The sequence below is a fragment of the Brevundimonas sp. genome, from assembly GCF_036676055.1.
GTDB lineage: Bacteria > Pseudomonadota > Alphaproteobacteria > Caulobacterales > Caulobacteraceae > Brevundimonas.
Window position 1 is genome coordinate 1 of the sequence record NZ_JAKFDS010000017.1, and the last position, 19,224, is coordinate 19,224.

Sequence of the window (19,224 nt, forward strand, 5' to 3'; positions counted from 1 at the left end):
CGCGGCGCCGGATCGCCTTCGGAAACTGGCCGCACACGCGCTTCAGATCGGCGAAGACGCGGTAGCGCCCCTCGCTCTTGACCTGCTCGACGGCGGTCTGGAAGGCGGCCTTGTAGTCGTACATCAGGAGGAACCCCGGGGTGATCGGTCCTTCTCCTCCCACTGCGGTCCGCCCGCGTCACCTCCGGAAAACCCCTGACCGGAGGCGCCCTGACTCTTCCGGGGGCTGGTCTACCGGGCCAGAATGGTCATCCGGACCAGTTCCGAAAGGCTGCGAGCCTGCATCTTGGTCATGACGTTGGCGCGGTAGACCTCGACCGTGCGGGGACTGATTTCGAGATCGTAGGCGATCACCTTGTTGGCGCGGCCGGCGACCAGACCCTCGAGCACCTGCCGCTCGCGGGCCGACAGGGAGGCGAGACGCTCGACCACCTCGGCGTCCGGCCCTTCCCGCGCGGCGCTGCCGGCCTGGTCGGCGAGGGCCGAGCGGATCGAGGCGAGCAGGGCTTCGTCGTCGAACGGCTTTTCGATGAAGTCCTTGACCCCGGCCCGGACGGCCTCGATCGCCAGCGGCACGTCGGCGTGGCCGGTCATGACGATGACGGGATGGCGCACGCCCATTTCGGCCAGCCGCCGGACCATCTCCAGCCCGTTCATGTCGGGCATGCGCACGTCGGTGACGATACAGCCCGGGGCCAGGTTGTCGGCATGGGCCAGCAAGGCCGCGGCGGACTCATAGGTCCTCGAGACCAGATCCGCGGTGTCCAGAAGGAAGGCCAGTGAATCCCGGATCGCGGGATCGTCGTCGACCACGTGGACGATCGGCTCATTCGTCATCGTAGAGTTCCTCCTCGCCTACAGAACGCAGCGTAAAACAGAATCGGGTGCCGCCGCCGGGATTCGGCTCGACCCAGATGCGGCCGCCATGGGCCTCGATGATGGTGCGCGAGATCGACAGGCCGACGCCCATGCCCGTCCGTTTGGTGGTGACGAACGGCTGGAACAACTGGTCGGCGATGTCCGGGCTGATGCCGGAGCCGGTGTCCGCGACGGTGATCTGGGCATGGTCGTCGGCGACCGGGTCGAGGCGGACCTCGAGAATCTTGCGTTTGGATTCCTCCATCGCCTCGATCGCGTTGCGGATCAGGTTCAGCACGACCTGCTGGATCTGGACCTTGTCGGCCAGCACCAGGTCCACCTCGGGCGAGAACCGGAACAGCACCCGAACGCCGTGTTCCTTGGCCCCGACGAGCGCGAGGGCGCTCGCTTCCTCGATCAGCTTGGGCAGGCTTTCGACCCGCCGCTCCGCCTCGCCGCGGGCGACGAAATCGCGCAGGCGGCGGATGATGTCGCCAGCCCGCAGGGCCTGGTCGCCGGCCTTCTGAATCGCATCCTTCAGACGATCCCGGGCGATGGTCTCGGCGTCCAGCAGACGCAGCGAGCCCTTCAGGTAGTTGGCCATGGCCGACAGCGGCTGGTTCAGCTCGTGCGCCAGGGCGGAGGCCATCTCCCCCATGGCCGTCAGGCGCGAGATATGGACCAGTTCCGACTGCAGCTCCTGGAGCCGCTGTTCGGTCTGCTGCCGCTCGCTGAGGTCACGGACGAAGCCGGTGAAGAAGCGCTGGTCGCCGGAGATCATCTCGCCCACCGCCAGCTCCATCGGGAAGGTCGACCCGTCCTTGCGCTCGCCGACCACGACCCGGCCGACGCCGATGATGCGCCGCTCGCCGGTGGTCAGATAACGGTCGAGGTAGCCGTCATGCTGCTCACGGTAGGGTTCGGGCATCAGGACCCGCACGTTCTGGCCGATCACCTCTTCTGCGGCCCAGCCGAACAGGCGTTCGGCGGTGGGGCTGAAGGACTGGATGGTTCCCCGCTCGGCGATGACGACCATGGCGTCGGGCACGGTGGCGAGGATGGACTGCAGGTGCGCTTCGCGGGCCAGCAGGTCGCGGTGCACCGCCACCGAACGGGACCGCATGTTCTGGAAGGCTTCGCCCCCCGCCGTGATCACCCCGCCCAGCAGAAGGAAAACTCCCGCGCCGACCAGATCGCCGACCGCAAGAACGCCGGTCCACCAGGTGACATAAAGTCCGCAGGCGAGGCCCAGAACCGTCGCCAGGGCGCCGGGCGCTGCGCCCCCCAGGGCTGCGGCGGCGACGACGCCCGGCACGAAGAACAGCAGGGCCAGCCGGTCTTCCAGCAAGGGCGTCATCGCCAGCCGCGCGGCCAGCCCCGCCGCCGCGCCCAGCACCGCGACCGCAAGACCGTAGCCGGTATGGCGCGTGGCCAGCAGCCAGTCCCACGGCGTCCGGGTCTCGAGAGTCGTCCTGGGAATGATCGTCATCGCGCCTCCGCAACACCCCGTAGGTGAAACCCCCGAATTTCGCCAGTGGCGAGAGGTCGCTACTTCGTCGCCATCGGGCCGCTGGCCCCCCAGTTCAGTGTTTCAAGGACCCCGCCATGACCACCCCGCTCGTTGATCTGTCCGTCCACCACGCCCCGAAGGGCCTGTCCGACCGGACCGCCTGGGGCTTCGTCAAGGCGCTGCGTTTCTTCGCCGACACGTTTTTCGCGAAACGCTACGGCCACCGCGCCATCGTGCTGGAAACGGTCGCGGCGGTGCCCGGCATGGTCGGCGCGACGCTCAACCACCTAAAGGCGCTGCGCCGCATGAAGGACGACAACGGCTGGATCCGCACCCTGATGGACGAGGCCGAGAACGAGCGGATGCACCTGATGACCTTCATCGAGATCAGCCATCCGACCCTGTTCGAACGCTTCGTCGTGATCGCGGTGCAGTGGGTCTTCTACCTGTTCTTCTTCGGCCTCTACCTGATCTCGCCGAAGACGGCGCACCGGGTGGTCGGCTATTTCGAAGAAGAGGCGGTCGTCAGCTACACCCACTATCTGGCCGAGATCGACGAGGGCCGCAGCCCGAACGTCGCCGCCCCCGAGATCGCCAAACGCTACTGGAACCTGCCGGCCGACGCGACGCTGCGTGACGTGGTGCTGGTGGTGCGAGCGGACGAGGCCCACCACCGCGACGTCAACCACGGCTTCGCCAACGAACTGTGCGGCGCCGCGCCGATCGCCATCGCGCCGTGCCCGGAACACGTCGAACTGCAGCCCAACTGGAAGGCGGCGGCGTAACGACGAACACCAGACCGGATACCCGAATGTCGTCCCGCGCCCTCCCTGCCGCCTGGCGGACCCACGCCGAGCGCAACCTGCCTCGCTACACCAGCTATCCGACGGCGGTCGCCTTCGAGACCGCCGGGGGCGAGGCGGAGGCGCGGGCGTGGCTGGGGGCCACCCGCGCGGACCAGACCATCTCGGCCTATGTCCATGTGCCGTTCTGCAAGCGCCTGTGCTGGTATTGCGGCTGCCACACCAGCGTCTTCCACGAGTACGACCGGGTCCGGGCCTTCTTCCAGACCCTGATGCTTGAGGTCGATCTGTGGGCCGACGCGATCGGCCCGCACGCCGGCGCCGCCCATCTGCATTTCGGGGGCGGCAGTCCGAACGCCCTGTCGCCCGACGACTTTCGGGTCCTGGTGCGGCACATGGCCGACCGGTTCGCCCTGCGACCCGGCGCCGAGGTCGCGGCCGAGCTTGACCCCGGCATGCTGACCGAGGCCTTCATCGACGCCTGCGGCGAGGCCGGGGTGACCCGCGTCAGCCTCGGCGTCCAGACCTTCGACCCGGAGGTCCAGGCGAAGGTCAACCGCATCCAGCCCTTCGACATGGTCGCCGCCGCCAACGAGCGGCTGCGGAAGACCGGCGTGTCGGCGATCAATTTCGACCTGATGTACGGCCTGCCGGGCCAGACTCCGGAGAATGTGGCGGCGTCGACGGAGGCGGCCGTCACCCTGCGACCGGACCGGGTGGCGGTCTTCGGCTACGCCCACGTGCCGTGGATGAAGAAACACCAGGTGATGATCAAGGAGGCCGACCTCGCGGACGGGGACGGCCGCTGGGCCCAGGCCGAGGCGGCCGACGAAGCCCTCCGCGCGGCGGGCTACGTCCGTATCGGCCTGGATCACTACGCCCTGCCGGATGATCCATTGGCGGTCGCCGCGGCGTCCGGGACGCTGCGCCGCAACTTCCAGGGATACACCGACGATCCGGCGCCGGTGCTGGTCCCGATCGGCCCGTCGTCGATCGGGCGATTCGCCGAGGGTTTCGTTCAGAATGCGGGCGCGACCGATGTCTGGGGCCGCGAGGTCGAGGCGGGCCGGTTGCCGGTCGCACGCCGGCTGGCGGTCGACGCAGAGGACGAGCTGCGCGCGGCGGTGATCGAGCGGCTGATGTGCGACCTCACGGTCGATGTGGCCGAGGTCTGCCGGGCCCACGGCTTCGCCGATGCGACGCTGGACGCCTCGATTGTGGCCGCCGGGCGACTGCAGGCGGACGGGCTGTGCCGCGTCGAGGCCCGCCGCGTGACCATTCCGGCCGAGGCCCACCGCGTCATGCGCGTGGTCGCGGCCTGTTTCGACGCCCGCCTTCCCGTGGCCGCGAGCCGGCACGCCCGGGCTGTGTGACCCCCGGGACATCCCGCACTGGGGGAATCCCCGAGTTTGTCGGCGCACAACGTCCGGTCACCCTGAACCACGGATGGAAGCTTCAATTGGCCTGACCGGGGACACCCCGCGCGGCCGCAAGGATGACGCGAGATGACAACCAAGAGACTTTGGATCGTCCTCGCCCTGATCATGGCGACGTCGTTCGCCGTGTTGGGGATGATGGGACGGGAGATAAACCGGCAGGCGCCGCCCATACCGGCGCAGGTCGTGGACACCACCGGGGCGGTGCTGCTGACCCGGGAAGACATCCAGACCGGACAGCTGGCCTGGCAGTCGATGGGCGGCCAGCAGGTCGGCTCGATCTGGGGCCACGGCGGCTACGTCGCCCCGGACTGGTCCGCCGACCAGCTGCACCGCGAAACCATGGCCCTGCTGGAACTGTGGTCGCAGCGCGACTTCGGCCAGTCCTGGGCCAGCCTCGACGTCGAACGTCAGGCGGCGCTGAAGGCCCGGGTCAAGCGCGAGATGCGCACCAACACCTATGACCCGGCGACCGACACCATCACGGTCTCGACCGACCGGGCGGCCGCCATGCGCGAGGTGAAGGCGCACTATGTCGCCCTGCTGAGCGACGATCCCGCGCTGGAATCGCTGCGCGAGCAGTACGCCATCGCCAACAACGCCGTGCCGGACATCAGCCGCCGCAACCAGATCTCGGCCTTCTACTGGTGGGCCAGCTGGGGCGCGGGGACCGAACGTCCGAACGACGTCATCACCTACACCTCGAACTGGCCGCACGAGCCGCTGATCGACAACGTCCCGACCCCGGCCAATATCGTCTGGTCGGTGGCCAGCGTTCTGCTGCTGATCTTCGGCGTCGCCGCCCTGGTCTTCTGGCACGCGCGCCAGCCGAAGGAAGAGCACCTGGAGCCGCCCTCGGGCGATCCCCTGTTCGGCATGAAGCCGACGCCTTCGATGAAGGCCGCCGGCAAGTATTTCCTGACCGTGATCGCCCTGTTCCTGCTGCAGGTCGGGCTCGGCGCCGTCACCGCCCACTATTCGGTGGAGGGCCATGACTTCTACGGCATTCCGATCTCGGAATGGATTCCCTACGCCGTGACCCGCACCTGGCACACCCAGCTGGCGGTGTTCTGGATCGCCACGGCCTGGCTGGGCACGGGCCTCTACATCGCCCCGATCGTCTCCGGGAAGGAACCGCGGTTCCAGGCCCTCGGCGTCAACGTCCTGTGGGTCGCTCTCGTCGTCGTCGTGCTGGGCTCGATGGCCGGCGAATGGTTCGGCGTGCAGCAGATCTTCGACCTCGACACCAACTGGTGGTTTGGTCATCAGGGCTGGGAATACATCGACCTCGGCCGCTTCTGGCAGAGCCTGCTGTTCGTGGGCCTGATCCTGTGGCTGGTGCTGGTGACCCGCGCCCTGTGGCCGGCCCTGAGGGAGAAGTCCCAGGCCAAGCCGGTGCTGGTGATCCTGTTCCTGTCCACCGTCGCTATCGCCCTGTTCTATGCGGCCGGCTTCATGTGGGGCAAACACACCCACATCAGCATGGTCGAGTACTGGCGCTGGTGGGTGGTCCATCTGTGGGTCGAGGGCTTCTTCGAAGTGTTCGCCACCGCGGTGATCAGCCTGCTGTTCGTCCGCCTCGGACTGGTCCGGGCCCAGATCGCCAACGTCGCGGTCGTGTTCGGCACCATCGTCTTCATGACCGGCGGGGTGCTGGGCACGGCGCACCACTGGTATTTCGCCGGCACGCCCACCTCGGTGATGGCCATCGGCTCGGTGTTCTCGGCCCTTGAGGTCGTGCCGCTGGCCCTGGTCGGCTTCGAGGCCTTCGAGAACTGGCGGCATACGAAGGCCGCCCCGTGGGTCAAGGCCTACAAGTGGCCGATCCTGTTCTTCGTCTCGGTCGGCTTCTGGAACCTGCTCGGCGCCGGCGTCTTCGGCTTCATGATCAACCCGCCGCTGGCCCTCTATTACATCCAGGGCCTGAACACGACGGCGACCCACGCCCACGCGGCCCTGTTCGGGGTCTACGGGATGCTGGGGATCGGCCTGCTGCTGTTCTGCTTCCGCAGCCTGGCCCGCCGTGAGGCCTGGAGCGACAAGCTGCTGGCCTGGACGTTCTGGCTGCTGAACATCGGCCTGGCGATGATGCTGTTCCTGTCGCTGCTGCCGATCGGCGTGGTGCAGGCCTTCGCCAGCATCGAGCACGGCATGTGGTTCGCGCGGTCTCCGGCGGTGCTGCACTCGCCGCTGGTCCAGACCCTGGTGTGGATGCGTGTCCCGGGCGACGTGGTGTTCGGGGCGGGGGCCGTCACCTTGGCGATCTTCGCTGCGCGGCTGGTGATCGGGGGGCTCAAGCCGAGGCCCGTCGGGGAACCTGCGGCCGAGCCGGCGGTGCTGCCGGCGGAGTAGCCGGCCGCCAGCGTCGGGGGCGGGGAGGGGTTCGCCTCTCCCCGCCCTTTCTTTTTTCCAGAGGATAGTTCTTCCGTGGCCACGACCGCCCAGTCCATCCGGCAGTACGCCGGTCCGCCCCTGTTCAGCTTCGGCTTCAGGCCTTTCTTCCTGTTCTCGGCCGTGTGGGCCGCCGTCGCCGTGCCGGTCTGGGTGGCGTCCATGACGCTGGGCGACGGGACCGTCGGGAGCATGGACGGCCGGTTGTGGCACATCCACGAGATGCTGTTCGGCTACCTGGCGGGGGTTATCGCCGGCTTCCTGCTGACGGCCGTGCCCAACTGGACCGGCCGCCTGCCGGTGACGGGCGGCAAGCTGGTCGGCCTGTTCGCCCTTTGGCTCGCGGGCCGGGCGGCGGGCTTCCTGCCGGCGTCGATGGCCGTTCCCGCCGCGGTGATCGACAGCGCCTTTCTGGTGGTGTTCGCCGCCCTGGTCTGGCGCGAGGTGCTGGCGGCGAAGAACCGGCGCAACCTGCCGGTCTGCCTGATGGTGTCGGTGCTGGCGGCGGCCAACATCGCCTTCCATCTGCGGAACCAGATCCCGCTGTTCGGCCCGGGCGCCGAGCGGGCCGCGGTGGCGGTCATCACCGGCCTGATCGCCCTGATCGGCGGGCGGGTGACGCCCAGCTTCACCCAGAACTGGACCCAGGCCCACGGGATCGCCAGGGGACCGACCGCCTTCAATCGTTTCGACGCCGGGGTGCTCGCGCTCACCGCCGTGGCGCTGGTCGCCTGGGTGGCGGCGCCCTGGGCGTCGCTGACCGGCGCGGTCATGGTCCTCGCCGGGGCGGCCAATCTGCTCCGGCTGGCGCGCTGGCGCGGCTGGCTGGCGCGGCGGGAGGCGCTGGTCTGGATTCTCCACGCCGGCTACGCCTGGCTGGGCGTGGGGGTGGTCCTGCTCGGACTGGCCGCGCTGGCTCCCGACGCCGTACCGTTTACGGCCGGCGTCCACGCCCTGACCACCGGAGCCATGGGGGTCGAGACCCTCGCCATGATGACGCGGGCCACCCGGGGGCATACCGGGCGACCACGTGTCGCTGACCGTGCGACGACCGCCATCTATCTGCTGATCCTGTCGGCGGCGGTGGTCCGGGTGTCGGCGCCGTTCCTGACGGAATGGACTATCGCCCTGCTGACGGTGTCGGCGACGCTCTGGGCGCTGGCCTTCGCGGGCTTCGTGACTGTCTACGGGCCCATGCTGTGGAGGCGGTCGCTGTGACTTTGCGCGCGCGCAAGGCGGCCGTCGCGGGTTCATGGGACGACTCCGGCATGATCCATCCAGCGCTCCATGGCTGCGACGACCGGCCGTGTCCGACGGACCTCTGCTGCTACGGGGAGTGCCAATGCTCGCCCTCGCAGCCGGGCGACCGGCGGGGGGCGCTTCGGGCGCTGGGCCTCGCCGCGACGGCGCTGGGCATGGCGGGCGTGGTTTTGCCCATCGTGCCGGCCACTCCCTTCCTGCTGATCGCGGTCTGGGCCTTCGCCCGGTCTTCGCCGCGGCTTGAGACCTGGCTGCGCGCCCATCCCCGGCTCGGGCCGCCTCTGAGGGCTTGGGAGGAGCGTCGCGCCATCCCGCGCGGGGCCAAGGCGGTCGCCCTCGGCTCCCTGCCGCTCAGCGGCCTGATGATCCACGCCGCCGGGGCCGGTCTGGCCGTCACCGCCGCCGCCGGACTGGCGCTGGCCTGTGTGGGCGGCTGGATCCTGACCCGCCCGTCCTGAGCGCGCCCCGTCGATACTCCCCAGGAGATTCCATGAGCCTGTCCCCCGCCGCCGTGGTCGCCGGCGCCTATTTTCCCGGTCCCCGCTCGGAGAACGAGACCTGGGTTCGGGGCGAGTTCCAGGCGGTGCTGGATCAGTGGTTCGACTGGCGCAAACACCTGTTCGCCGACGACCCCTGCCTGGTCGGGCCCGCCGATCGGCTGTCGCCCGGACGGCTGGAGCGGAGGGAGATCCTGTCCCGCGAACTGGCCGAGCTATGCGAGGCCCTGACCGCCGAGACCCCGACCTATACGCCCCGCTACATCGGCCATATGAAGGCGGAGGTGTCGCTGCCGGCGCTGCTGGGCTGGCTGGCGGCGATGCTGCACAATCCGAACAACACCTCGCGTGAAGCCAGCAAGGTCGGCACGGTGATCGAGGCCGAGGCCATCGCCATGCTGGCGACCATGGTCGGCTACGACCCGGCGAAGGCCGAGGGGCATTTCACTTCCGGCGGCACGGTGGCCAATTTCGAGGCGGTGTGGCGCGCCCGCTATCGGCTCGACCACTGGCTCAGCCTCGGCCTGCACATCGCCGAGACGACCGGCGAACCCCTCGACGTCTTCGCCTCGGCCCATATGGGCTGGGACCGGTTCCGTGCGCTGTGGGCCGAACACGGTCTGACCGACGCGGTCCTGCGCCGCTGCAGCGCCGCGGTCGGCGTGCCCGCCGATGTCTGGCGCCGGATCAGCCGCGCCGCCGGACGGGACTATATGGGGCCGGTGATGCTGGTTCCCGGCAACAAGCATTATTCCTGGTCCAAGGCAGCCAACCTGTTCGGGCTGGGCGAGGAGTCGCTGTGGGCCGTGGGGCTGGACGCCGACGGGCGTCTCGACGTCGACGATCTTGAGCGACTGATGCAGCGGGCCGAGGCCGAGGGGCGGCCGGTGCTGATGGCGGTCGGCGTGGCCGGCACCACCGAGACGGGCGAGATCGACCCGATCGACGTCCTGCATGACCGTCTGGAACGTTGGGAAAGCGAACGGGGCCTGCATGTCTGGCGGCACGTCGACGCGGCCTATGGCGGCTTCCTGTGCGCGATTCTCGGCGGGCCGGACGAGGCTGTGCTGACACCCGCCAGCGCCGCGGCGCTGCGGGCGATCGGCCGGGCGGACTCGGTGACCATCGACCCGCACAAGCTGGGCTATGTGCCGTACGCTTGCGGGGCCTTCCTGACGCGGGACACGGCCCGCTATGCGGTTTCGGCTTTCGACGCCCCCTATCTGGACCGGCCCGAGCTGGGCGACGGCAAATGGTCGTCGACGCTGGAAGGGTCGCGATCGGCGGCCGGGGCGGCGGCGGTCTGGCTGAGCGGACGGACCATCGGTTTTGGCCCGGACGGCATGGGGGCGCTGCTGGCCGAGACGGTGCGGGCCCGCCAGGCGTTCGAGGCCGCGCTCGGCGAGGCCGTTCCGGAGGTTCGCTTCCTCGAACCTGCCGACGCCAACATCGTCTGCTTCTCCCTCGCCGCGCCGGGCGAGAGCCTGTCCAGCGCCAACAGGCGCACCGCGGCCCTGTTCGAGCGCATCCACCAGTCGCCGGAGTTCTCGGTCTCCAAGACCACCCTGGGAGCGGACTACGCCTCGGTCATCGCGCGCCACGTCAGTGGCTTCGGGGGCGCCATCGACGCCCCGGGCATGGTGCTGGTCCGCTGCGTCTTCATGAACCCCTACTGGGCCGCGCCCGAGTACCGGGCCGCCCTGATCCCGTCGTTCATCGCCCTGGTCCGTGAAGGTCTCGGCCGGGACCTCGAGGCGGCCTGAGGCCGCGCGGCGCGGGCCTCCGAGACCGAAACGACCGCCGGAGCCGGTCTTTCGGCCTACGTAGGAACCCTATGCGGGAATGCCCGGAGGCCGCGAGGTGAAGCCATGGAGGCGACTTATATAATTGAAATTGCACAAGATTGTTTCCCAGCTCGGTGGTCCGCCTGCGGCATGTCGGCCCGGGGTCCCGGAAGGTTGTGCCCGCGCAATGTCTCGCGCCAGGCGGGCTCCTAGACCCTTCCCATCGGGGCCGAGCAAGCGCCCACGGGGACTGAACATGAAACTGATCGCTCTTCTCACCAGCGCCGCCGTCCTGGCTATGGCCGCTACGGCTCCAGGAGTCGTTTTCGCCCAAGAGGCCGAAGCCGCCGCGCCGGCCGCGGCCGTCAACATCATCCGCAGCGCCACCGACCTGCCTGCCCCGCTGACCGCCAACAGCCCGCGCCACCATGTGGTCGGTCTGGAGACCACCGAGGTGATCGGCCAGCTGGAGGACGGCACCAGCTACACCTACTGGACCTACAACAATAAGGTCCCCGGGCCCTTCGTCCGGGTCCGTGTCGGCGACACGGTCGAGGTCAACATGACCAACGCCGCCAGCAGCGTGATGATGCACAACGTCGACTTCCACGCCGTGACCGGCCCCGGCGGAGGGGCGGCGGCGACCAACGCCAACCCTGGCGAATCCAAGTCCTTCACCTTCAGGGCGCTGCAACCCGGTCTGTACGTCTACCACTGCGCCACGCCGATGGTGGCCCAGCACATCGCCAACGGCATGTACGGCCTGATCCTGGTCGAGCCGGAGGGCGGACTGCCGGCGGTGGATCACGAATTCTATGTGATGCAGGGCGAACTCTACACCGAGGAAGAGCAGGGCACGCCGGGCCTGCTGACCGAGAGCGTCGAAAAGCTGCTCAATGAACAGCCGACCTATTACGTCATGAACGGCGCCTTCAAGGCCCTGACCGGGGACAACGCCCTCAAGGCCGAGGTCGGCGATACGGCCCGCATCTACTTCGGCGTCGGCGGCCCGAACAAGATCTCCAGCTTCCACGTCATCGGCGAGATTTTCGACAAGGTGTATCGCGACGCTTCGTTGACCAGCCCTCCGATCACCGATGTGCAGACGGTGCTGGTGCCTCCGGGCGGCGCGACGGTGGTGGACCTGAAGTTCGAGGTGCCCGGCAGCTACATCATGGTCGATCACGCCCTGAGCCGGGTCGACCGCGGCGCCGCCGGCATCATCGAGGTCACCGGACCGCAGAACCCGGACATCTTCCGCGGCGCTCCGGAAGCCCACAACCACATGGAACACTAGCCGCCAGTCTGGTGTGCGAACTGCGGCCGTCGGGGAGATCTCCGGCGGCCGCCTTTTTTTGAGCTGGAGAGATCCCATGCCCATCAAGCCCTCAGCGGCGCTGGCCCTGATGCTGGTTGCGACGCCGACCGCCGCCGCCGCGCAGACGGCCGAGGCCGACGCCCGCGTGCTGGTCGAGACCCGACTGCGCAGCGAGACGGTCGAACAGGCGGGCTTCATGGAGCGGGCTCACGCCCTGACCCTGAGGACGCGACTGGGCTGGCGTTCGCCCACGGCGCGTGGGCTGCAGCTGCTGGTCGAAGGGGAGGGCGTGGCGGTGCTGGATGACCGCTACTCCGCGCCGGTCGACCCGGTTCCCGGCCGTCCGGCTGTGGCGGACGGCGAGACCCTGGAGCTGAATCGCGCGCAGGTCCGCTGGACCGGCGCGCCGGGCACGGAGGTCACCGTCGGGCGGCAGCGGCTGATCGTAGGCAACGGCCGGTTCGTCGGAAATTCCGCATGGCGCCAGAACGAACAGACTTTCGACGCCGTTCGGGTCGTCAGCACGGCGCTGAAACCGGTGACCCTGACCTGGGTCTTCGCGGACCGGGTCCAGCGCCCGCTCGGCCACGAACACGTCCAGGGGGTCTGGCGGGGCGACATCCACCTGCTGCAGGTCGAGACGGATACGCCCGTCGGCCGGCTGAGCGGTTTCGGCCTCGCCATCGATCTGGACAATGCGCCCGCCGGGTCCTCGACCACGGTCGGGGCGCGGCTGGCCGGGTCGCGTCCGATAGCCGGCGACCTGTCGCTGACCTGGGCCGGCGAATATGCGGTGCAGTCCGACAATGGCGCCAACCCGGCAGATTATTCGCTGGATTTCCAGGCGATGGCCGTCGGGGTGCAGACGCCGCGCTGGTCCGCCGGTCTGGGCTATGAGCGGTTCGACGGGGACGGGGTCTCGGGCTTCCAGACGCCGCTGGGCACGGGTCACGGCTTCCTCGGCTGGTCAGACGTCATCACGACGACGCCGGCGTTCGGCGTCCGCGACCTGTTCCTGCGCGGCCATGTCGGGGTCCCGGCGTGGGGTCGCACGCTTCGCCTGACCGCCGAGGCGCATGCCTTCCACGACGCCGACGGCGCCTTCGACCTGGGCCGGGAGCTGGACCTGTCGGCCGCCCTGCCCATCGACGCCCATTGGTCGGTGGAACTAAAGGCGGCGCATTTTGACGGCGACCATCCCGCGTTCGGGGACGCCGACAAGGGCTGGCTGATCCTCGAATATCGCTACTGACGGAGGGGACGTGGCCGTCCCCTCCGGTTCAGCCTAGCCGCATTTCGAATAGCCGCACTCGAAACAGGTGTCGCAGCCTTCCTTGCGCACCAGGCCGGGCGTCCCGCAGCGCGGGCAGCAGGCTTTGGACCCCGCCGTGGCTGTCGCCGCGGGGGGCGGAGCGGCGCCCTCGGGCTCATGCTCAGCGCAGGCGGCTGCGTCCCGGGCCAGGTGGCGCTCGATCACCCCGCCGATCGCCGCCAGCAGGGACGGCACATAGCGGCCGTTCAGCCAGCCGCCGCCGCGCGGGTCGAATACCGCTTTCAACTCGTCCGCGACGAAGGAGACGTCGCCGCCGCGCCGGAACACGGCCGAGATCATCCGCGTCAGGCCCAGGGTCCAGGCGTAGTGCTCCATGTTCTTGGAGTTGACGAAGATTTCGAACGGGCGCGGGCCGTCCGGACCGTCGACGTCATTGAGGGTGACGTAGACGGCGTGCGGGCTGTCCGGCCATTTGATCTTGTAGGTCGAGCCGGTCAGGGCCTCGGGCCGCGGGCTCAGGCGGATTTCGGTGGGAGGCGGTGGGGCGGGCGTGGCGGCCGGCGTGGCCGACAGCACCGAGCCGGTGACCGCGTTGGGCCGATAGGTCGTCAGACCCTTGCAGCCCAGCCGCCAGCCCTCGACGTAGACGTCTGCGAAATCGTCGAAAGCGATGTCCTCGGGGCAGTTGACGGTCTTGGAGATCGAGCTGTCGACCATCTGCTGCGCCGCGGCCTGCATGCGCAGGTGCTGGGCCGGGGTCAGGGTCTGGGCGGTGACGAAGGAATCCGCGGGGGGCGGAGCGTCGCCATGCAGCCGCTTCCAGACGGTCAGGGCGTAGTCCTCGACCGCCTCCTCGCGCTTCGAGCCGTCGGGCTGCAGCACCTTGCGGGTGTAGGCGAAAGCGAACACCGGCTCGACGCCCGACGAGACGTTGCCGGCCATCAGCGAGGTGGTGCCGGTCGGGGCGATCGAGGTCAGGCAGCCGTTGCGCAGGCCGTGCCGGGCGATCAGGGCCCGGGTCTCCTCGTCGAGCTCCAGCAGGTTGGGCCGGTCCAGCACCGAGGGATCGTAGAGCGGGTAGGGGCCCTTCTCGCCCGCCAGTTCGGCCGAGGCGCGATAGGCCTCGCGCTTGATGACGCCCAGCCAGCGCCGGGTCAGGTCCGCCGCCTCCTCCTCGCCATAGGGGACGCCGCAGAACACAAGGGCGTCGGCGAGGCCGGTGACGCCGAGGCCCAGCCGTCGCTTGGCCCGCGCCTCCCCGGCCTGGGCCTCCAGCGGGAAGCGCGAGACGTCGATGACGTTGTCGAGGAAGCGGATGGCGACGCGCGTCAGCTCGCCCAGCCGCTCCTCGTCGAGGCTCGCCCCGGGCTCGAACGGATTGTTGACCAGCCGCGCCAGATTGATCGACCCCAGCAGGCAGGCGCCGTAGGGCGGCAGCATCTGTTCGCCGCACGGGTTGCTGGCGGAAATGGTCTCGACGCCGGCGAGGTTGTTTCGCTCGTTGACCCGGTCGATGAAGATCACGCCCGGTTCGGCGACGTCATAGGTGGCCTGCATCAGCCGGGCCCACAGGTCGCGCGCCGGCACGGTCCGGTACGTCTCGCCGGCAAACGTCAGCGGCCAGTCAGTCCCGGCTTCAAGGGCCCGCATGAAGGCGTCGGGGACCAGCACCGAGACATTGAAATTCCGCAGCCGGGCCGGGTCGCGCTTCGCGTCGATGAAGGCCTCGATGTCCGGGTGGTCGATGCGCAGACAGCCCATCATGGCGCCGCGACGCTGGCCGGCCGACAGGATGGTGCGGCACATGGAATCCCACACGTCCATGAAGCTGAGCGGGCCGGAGGCGTCGGCGCCGACGCCTTTCACCGGCGCGCCCGACGGACGGATGGTCGAGAAGTCCATGCCGACGCCGCCGCCCTGCTGCATGGTCACGGCGGCCTCGCGCACGGCCTCGAAGATGCCGTTCAGGTCGTCGGGCACCGTGCCCATGACAAAGCAGTTGAACAGGGTCACGGCGCGGCCGGTGCCGGCCCCGGCCATGATCCGCCCGGCGGGCAGGAACTGGAAGTCGGACAGGGTTTCGGCGAACCGCTCGCGCCAGTGACGCCTCAGCTTCGGCGTCTCGGCCTCGGCGATGGCCGCCGCCACCCGGGCCCAGGTCTGTTCGACCGTATCGTCGCCGACGCCCTCCGCCGGGCTGAAGCGATATTTGCTGGACCAGATGTCGGCCGCGAGCGGGTTGTCGAACGCCATGAGCAGTCTCCTTCCCGCCGGAGAGTCGCCGATTCCGCCGGCGCGCGGATTGTCCCGGCGCAACGACGGGAGGGAAGAGGCCGCTCATTCGGTGCGCGTCACGGAGAGATGAGTCCATGCGACCGCAGCCCGAGCGCCTCGATCTGATTCCCGCCGCCGATCCGGGCGCCCTGCGGCGCTGGGGCGTGTCGGATTGCGAGCGGATCGACCGTCGCGCCCTGTACGACAGTCTCGCGCGCCTGCAGCACGACGAAGCCGCACCGCCCTCCGACGCCACCCGGCTGGTTCGCCATATCCGGGACCGGTATCACCATGCCCTGGTGGACGTGATCGGGGATGCGATCGCCCTGGCGACGGCTTGCGAGACGGCGCACAGCGGCGACGACCTCTGGCCGCACGGCCTGTCCGATCACCTGATCGAGATTCTGGAGGCGGTCGAGCACCACCAGCAGCGCGAGGACGCCGTGGTCTTTCCGATGCTGCTGGCCGGCGGGCCGGGGGCGGCGGAGGCTGTGAGGATGATGGAAGCCGAGCACGCCGGGATTCATGCGAACCTCGACCGCGTGCTCGCCCTGACCCAGGGTTTTCAGGCTCCGCCCGAGGCCTGCGCCAGCTGGCGGGTGCTGTATGTCCTGTGCTGCAAGATCGACGTCGATATCCGGGAGCAGACGAGGCTGGAAGAACGCGAGCTCTTTTCGCGCAGCATCCGGGAATCTACGGAGGGTTGTGTTTGTTCGACCGCAACGTTCGCCTGAAGGCGAAGACTAGAACGAGGCCATGTCGCGAACCTCTCGCGCATCAACCTTGAAAGTCCAGGTCATGTTCCGGAAACTTCTCCCCATCGTCTGCGCCAGTGCGGCGCTGATCGCCGCAGGTCAGGCCGCGGCGGCCGAACATACGGTGCAGATGCTCAACCGCGGTCCCGGCGGGGCCATGGTCTTCTCTCCCGCCGTCGTGCAGGCCCGTCCCGGCGACACCATCCGCTTCGTGCCCACCGACCCGGGCCACAACGCCGAAACGATCGCCGGGATGATCCCCGCCGGTGCGACGGTCCAGCGGGGCCCGATGGGCCGTGAGTTCGTCCTGCGCGTGACCCAGCCGGGGGTCTATGGCGTGAAGTGCGCGCCGCACTACAGCATGGGCATGGTCGGACTGATCCAGGTCGGGCCCGCCGGATCGAACGTGGACGCTGTGCGCACCGCTGTCGCGCGGACCCCGCCGGTCGCCCGCCGGCGCTTCACCGAGATGCTGACGCGGATTCGCTGATCGGGTCCGATGAGGATGGGGGCCGGCCGTCACGGGCCGGCCTTCATGCGATGGATACAGGCCGCCGACGATCAGCCGACGCCGGTTTCCGCCAGTTGCGAGAGGGCGCGCGGGTCCCGCACGACGATCCGGCGGCGGGCGCTTCCCGTCACGCCGCGCTGGTCCAGCGCCGCCAGGGTGCGGCTGACCGTATGCAGGGTCGACCCGGCCATCTCGGCGAGATCCTGACGGGTGATGGGGAAGTCGATTTCGACGCCTGCACTGGTGGGGCGTCCGGCCTTCTCCATCAGCCGCAGCAGGGTGCGCGCGATGCGCTGCTCCACCCGCTCGCCCGTCAGTTCGCCCATCCGGCTCTGGAGATCCATCAGGCGCGCGCCGGCGGCCGCGGTCGAGCGCAGTCCGATCTCGGGGTGTTGCCGGATCAGCTGGCGCAGGGCGGGGATGGTCCACCAGATCTCCACGCTGTCGACGACGGCGACCGCGTCGGCGGGAAAGGCCTGGTTCATCAGGGCGGCGACGGTGCCGTACATCTCGCCCGGCCCGATGAAGCGCAGAACCGCCTGGGCGCCATCGGCCTTGGTCTGGACGATCTTGACCCGTCCCTCCAGCAGGCTGTGGCCGCTGACGCCGGGGTCGCCCTGGGCGAAGACGCGGGTCCCCGCCGACAGGCGCCGAACCGAGCCGGCGGCGACGACGGCCTGAAGCGCGTCGGGAGCCAGACCGGCGAACATCTCCGAACGCCTCAGGATCTCGATGTCAAAGGCGATGGGCATGGGGCGTGTCTTCGCGCCGACGGCAGCGACGGCCATCGAAGCAGAGACGCCCGCGCCGCCGCCGTCGACTCCGGAAAACCCCCTAGGGGGCACTCCCGAATATCGGCGGGGAGGGGGCGGGCTCTAGTGTGCCGGCTCAAGTTGACCGGACCCCTTTTCAATGCCCGCCCTCCGCATCTGCGAAATCACGGAACAGCCGATCGCCATCCCTCGTGCGGAGTCGGCGGACTGCCATTTGTGCGCCGTCTTCGCCAACGCGTCGGCGGCCCCCCGGTCGCCCTTCGCGCCGGGCGAGCAGCTGTTTCGCCAGGGGGATGCGGTTCGCCTGGTCTATCGCGTGCTGAAGGGGGCGGTGGTCAGCTACCGGCTTCTCAGCGACGGCCGTCGTCAGGTCACCGGCTTCCATCTGCCCGGGGATTTTGTCGGACTGGAAGCGGGCGTCGAGCATTCGAACACGGCGGAGGCCCTGAGCACGGTCCACGCCACGGCGATAGAGCGCGCGGAGCTTGCGGAGCGCGCCGCCACCGACATCGGTCTGGCGCGGGCCCTGTGGCAGGTCACGGTCCGGGCCGTCCAGCGGAGCGAGGATCACGCCCTGATCCTGGCCCGTCAGGCCGCCACCGAACGCGTCGTCGCCTTTCTGCTGGACTTCGCCGAACGGCTGGGACACCCGGAGTTCATCGATCTTCCGATGACGCGGCAGGACATCGCCGACCATGTCGGCCTCACCATACACACCGTTTCCAGGACCCTGTCCCAACTGCAGACCGACGGGCTGATCGAGGCCCGCTCAACCCGGCACGTGCGCCTGCTGCAGCGCGGCCGTCTGGAATCCATCTGCGCGTGACTCCGATGTCTGCCTCACCTGAATCGCGTCCGGCCGTTCTCCTTGTGGATGACGACCCCGCAGTCGCGCACGCGGTGCAGTTCTCCTTCGATCTCGAGGGCCTGGATGTGCGCAGCTACAGCGACGCCGAAAGCCTGCTGGCGTCCGACGACCTGCCGCAGAAAGGCTGCCTGATTCTGGACTACAACCTGCCCGGTGCGGACGGGCTGGAGTTGCTCGACCGGTTGCGGGCGAGGGGCGTGCGCATGCCGGCGGTCCTGATCACGACCAATCCCCGCACCCTTCTCAGGGCCCGCGCAGCGACGGCCGGGGTTCCGATCATCGAAAAACCCTTGCTGACGGACGCCCTGCTGACCGCAGTGCGAAGCGCGCTCGCCAACGAGGCCTGACTCCAGCAGCGAGGCATTTCCGCCCGGATTCAGCCGCGTGCGGCGACGGACGGGTCCAGTCGGACGCTGCGGCGCAGCATCACGCCGGCGCCGACCACGCCCAGGGACGCCAGCAGGCTCGCGGCGGAAACGACGCACAGAATGCAATGACTGGTTTCGGGCCCGCACAGGGCAGCCGCGCCTTCCATGTGGCTGATGGCGGCCAGGCCGCCGACGATCGCCGCCGCCGCCAGCATGGCGCCAGCCGTGATCAGGGCAGTGCCGAGCGCCATGGTTTGCCGGGTGTCGCTGTCGTGCATCAGAACTCTCCTGATGGGTTTTGGACACCACTTTTCAATCGCAGGCTTTGCGTTGGCGCAAAGCGGCGGACGGCGAGTCCGGGCACGCAGGGACCACTGTCACAGGGGCCCAGCCGAATGCCGACCATCGTTTCACGGGATACCGATACGCCAGGCGATGTCGTCGCCCTGTACCTGTTCGTGGGCGTCGCGGCGGTGGTTGCGCTGCTTGCGACCGCCTTCACCGATGACGCGTCCTTCCGCTTCCACGGCTATTTCCTGATGGCC

At 69.1% G+C, this 19,224-nt stretch carries 17 protein-coding genes and 1 pseudogene; 12 read left to right on the forward strand and 6 right to left on the reverse strand.

What is annotated here, in order from left to right; translation table 11 throughout:
* The 3 genes and pseudogenes from V6M45_RS03060 to V6M45_RS03070 all read right to left on the reverse strand — a co-directional run.
* A pseudogene (locus tag V6M45_RS03060) lies at positions 1 to 124 on the reverse strand (5-aminolevulinate synthase); the annotation flags it as partial.
* Positions 125 to 231: 107 nt separating this feature from the next.
* On the reverse strand, positions 232 to 837 hold the full coding sequence (gene fixJ, locus V6M45_RS03065; protein WP_332653928.1) for a response regulator FixJ: 606 nt from the start codon (positions 835 to 837) through the stop codon (positions 232 to 234).
* Positions 827 to 2,347, reverse strand: a complete 1,521-nt coding sequence (locus V6M45_RS03070; RefSeq protein WP_442880526.1) for a PAS domain-containing sensor histidine kinase — start codon at positions 2,345 to 2,347, stop codon at positions 827 to 829. Before V6M45_RS03070 ends, fixJ begins: the two co-directional genes overlap by 11 nt.
* Positions 2,348 to 2,463: 116 nt before the next feature.
* Between V6M45_RS03070 and V6M45_RS03075 the strand changes: the two genes are divergently transcribed.
* The 8 genes from V6M45_RS03075 to V6M45_RS03110 all read left to right on the forward strand — a co-directional run bounded on the left by V6M45_RS03075 (position 2,464) and on the right by V6M45_RS03110 (position 13,109).
* Positions 2,464 to 3,153 (forward strand): alternative oxidase, encoded by a 690-nt coding sequence (locus V6M45_RS03075; RefSeq protein ID WP_332653929.1) that lies wholly within the window; start codon positions 2,464 to 2,466, stop codon positions 3,151 to 3,153.
* 26 nt (positions 3,154 to 3,179) lie between these two features.
* Positions 3,180 to 4,544 carry an oxygen-independent coproporphyrinogen III oxidase gene (gene hemN / locus V6M45_RS03080; RefSeq protein WP_332653930.1) on the forward strand — a complete coding sequence of 455 codons (1,365 nt, stop codon included), beginning with the start codon at positions 3,180 to 3,182 and terminating at the stop codon, positions 4,542 to 4,544.
* Between the two features lie 132 nt (positions 4,545 to 4,676).
* Positions 4,677 to 6,959, forward strand: a complete 2,283-nt coding sequence (locus tag V6M45_RS03085; protein WP_332653931.1) for a nitric-oxide reductase large subunit — start codon at positions 4,677 to 4,679, stop codon at positions 6,957 to 6,959.
* A 75-nt stretch (positions 6,960 to 7,034) separates the two neighbouring features.
* Entirely contained in the window at positions 7,035 to 8,216 is a 1,182-nt protein-coding gene (locus V6M45_RS03090; RefSeq protein WP_332653932.1) for an NnrS family protein, read from the forward strand.
* 50 nt (positions 8,217 to 8,266) lie between these two features.
* The gene (locus tag V6M45_RS03095; RefSeq protein WP_332653933.1) at positions 8,267 to 8,716 is read left to right on the forward strand and encodes a YbaN family protein; all 450 of its coding nucleotides are present in this window, start codon (positions 8,267 to 8,269) and stop codon (positions 8,714 to 8,716) included.
* A gap of 32 nt (positions 8,717 to 8,748) precedes the next feature.
* Positions 8,749 to 10,518 carry a pyridoxal phosphate-dependent decarboxylase family protein gene (locus tag V6M45_RS03100; protein WP_332653935.1) on the forward strand — a complete coding sequence of 590 codons (1,770 nt, stop codon included), beginning with the start codon at positions 8,749 to 8,751 and terminating at the stop codon, positions 10,516 to 10,518.
* A gap of 277 nt (positions 10,519 to 10,795) precedes the next feature.
* On the forward strand, positions 10,796 to 11,836 hold the full coding sequence (gene nirK / locus V6M45_RS03105; RefSeq protein ID WP_332653936.1) for a copper-containing nitrite reductase: 1,041 nt from the start codon (positions 10,796 to 10,798) through the stop codon (positions 11,834 to 11,836).
* 76 nt (positions 11,837 to 11,912) lie between these two features.
* On the forward strand, positions 11,913 to 13,109 hold the full coding sequence (locus V6M45_RS03110; RefSeq protein WP_332653937.1) for an alginate export family protein: 1,197 nt from the start codon (positions 11,913 to 11,915) through the stop codon (positions 13,107 to 13,109).
* Positions 13,110 to 13,142: 33 nt separating this feature from the next.
* Here the strand turns inward: V6M45_RS03110 and V6M45_RS03115 are convergent, their stop codons facing one another.
* The gene (locus V6M45_RS03115; protein WP_332653938.1) at positions 13,143 to 15,383 is read right to left on the reverse strand and encodes an adenosylcobalamin-dependent ribonucleoside-diphosphate reductase; all 2,241 of its coding nucleotides are present in this window, start codon (positions 15,381 to 15,383) and stop codon (positions 13,143 to 13,145) included.
* 116 nt (positions 15,384 to 15,499) lie between these two features.
* Here V6M45_RS03115 and V6M45_RS03120 point away from each other — a divergent pair, with 116 nt between their 5' ends.
* Both V6M45_RS03120 and V6M45_RS03125 read left to right on the forward strand, forming a co-directional pair.
* Positions 15,500 to 16,138, forward strand: coding sequence for a hemerythrin domain-containing protein (locus tag V6M45_RS03120; RefSeq protein WP_332653940.1), 639 nt, complete (start codon positions 15,500 to 15,502; stop codon positions 16,136 to 16,138).
* A 64-nt stretch (positions 16,139 to 16,202) separates the two neighbouring features.
* Positions 16,203 to 16,649: a pseudoazurin gene (locus V6M45_RS03125; protein WP_332653942.1), complete on the forward strand. Its 447-nt coding sequence runs from the start codon at positions 16,203 to 16,205 to the stop codon at positions 16,647 to 16,649.
* A gap of 71 nt (positions 16,650 to 16,720) precedes the next feature.
* Here V6M45_RS03125 and V6M45_RS03130 read toward each other — a convergent pair whose 3' ends face one another.
* The gene (locus V6M45_RS03130; protein WP_332653944.1) at positions 16,721 to 17,422 is read right to left on the reverse strand and encodes a Crp/Fnr family transcriptional regulator; all 702 of its coding nucleotides are present in this window, start codon (positions 17,420 to 17,422) and stop codon (positions 16,721 to 16,723) included.
* Between the two features lie 160 nt (positions 17,423 to 17,582).
* On the opposite strand from V6M45_RS03130, the gene V6M45_RS03135 reads away from it, so the two are divergent.
* The gene (locus V6M45_RS03135; protein WP_332653945.1) at positions 17,583 to 18,269 is read left to right on the forward strand and encodes a helix-turn-helix domain-containing protein; all 687 of its coding nucleotides are present in this window, start codon (positions 17,583 to 17,585) and stop codon (positions 18,267 to 18,269) included.
* A gap of 5 nt (positions 18,270 to 18,274) precedes the next feature.
* A complete protein-coding gene (locus tag V6M45_RS03140; protein WP_332653946.1) occupies positions 18,275 to 18,658 on the forward strand; it encodes a response regulator transcription factor in 384 nt (127 codons plus the stop codon).
* Between the two features lie 29 nt (positions 18,659 to 18,687).
* On the opposite strand, the gene V6M45_RS03145 is transcribed toward V6M45_RS03140, so the two are convergent.
* On the reverse strand, positions 18,688 to 18,957 hold the full coding sequence (locus tag V6M45_RS03145; RefSeq protein ID WP_332653947.1) for a hypothetical protein: 270 nt from the start codon (positions 18,955 to 18,957) through the stop codon (positions 18,688 to 18,690).
* Positions 18,958 to 19,224 lie beyond the last annotated feature (267 nt).

What these genes read in the sequence shown, in the direction of transcription:
- V6M45_RS03095 (WP_332653933.1), top strand. Translation starts at nt 8,267, where the DNA reads ATGATCCATCCAGCGCTCCATGGCTGCGACGACCGGCCGTGTCCGACG.
- V6M45_RS03085 (WP_332653931.1), top strand. Translation starts at nt 4,677, where the DNA reads ATGACAACCAAGAGACTTTGGATCGTCCTCGCCCTGATCATGGCGACG.
- V6M45_RS03120 (WP_332653940.1), top strand. Translation starts at nt 15,500, where the DNA reads ATGCGACCGCAGCCCGAGCGCCTCGATCTGATTCCCGCCGCCGATCCG.
- hemN (WP_332653930.1), top strand. Translation starts at nt 3,180, where the DNA reads ATGTCGTCCCGCGCCCTCCCTGCCGCCTGGCGGACCCACGCCGAGCGC.
- V6M45_RS03075 (WP_332653929.1), top strand. Translation starts at nt 2,464, where the DNA reads ATGACCACCCCGCTCGTTGATCTGTCCGTCCACCACGCCCCGAAGGGC.
- V6M45_RS03130 (WP_332653944.1), bottom strand. Translation starts at nt 17,422, where the DNA reads ATGCCCATCGCCTTTGACATCGAGATCCTGAGGCGTTCGGAGATGTTC.
- V6M45_RS03140 (WP_332653946.1), top strand. Translation starts at nt 18,275, where the DNA reads ATGTCTGCCTCACCTGAATCGCGTCCGGCCGTTCTCCTTGTGGATGAC.
- V6M45_RS03145 (WP_332653947.1), bottom strand. Translation starts at nt 18,957, where the DNA reads ATGCACGACAGCGACACCCGGCAAACCATGGCGCTCGGCACTGCCCTG.
- V6M45_RS03135 (WP_332653945.1), top strand. Translation starts at nt 17,583, where the DNA reads ATGCCCGCCCTCCGCATCTGCGAAATCACGGAACAGCCGATCGCCATC.
- V6M45_RS03100 (WP_332653935.1), top strand. Translation starts at nt 8,749, where the DNA reads ATGAGCCTGTCCCCCGCCGCCGTGGTCGCCGGCGCCTATTTTCCCGGT.
- fixJ (WP_332653928.1), bottom strand. Translation starts at nt 837, where the DNA reads ATGACGAATGAGCCGATCGTCCACGTGGTCGACGACGATCCCGCGATC.
- nirK (WP_332653936.1), top strand. Translation starts at nt 10,796, where the DNA reads ATGAAACTGATCGCTCTTCTCACCAGCGCCGCCGTCCTGGCTATGGCC.
- V6M45_RS03070 (WP_442880526.1), bottom strand. Translation starts at nt 2,347, where the DNA reads ATGACGATCATTCCCAGGACGACTCTCGAGACCCGGACGCCGTGGGAC.
- V6M45_RS03115 (WP_332653938.1), bottom strand. Translation starts at nt 15,383, where the DNA reads ATGGCGTTCGACAACCCGCTCGCGGCCGACATCTGGTCCAGCAAATAT.
- V6M45_RS03110 (WP_332653937.1), top strand. Translation starts at nt 11,913, where the DNA reads ATGCCCATCAAGCCCTCAGCGGCGCTGGCCCTGATGCTGGTTGCGACG.
- V6M45_RS03125 (WP_332653942.1), top strand. Translation starts at nt 16,203, where the DNA reads ATGTTCCGGAAACTTCTCCCCATCGTCTGCGCCAGTGCGGCGCTGATC.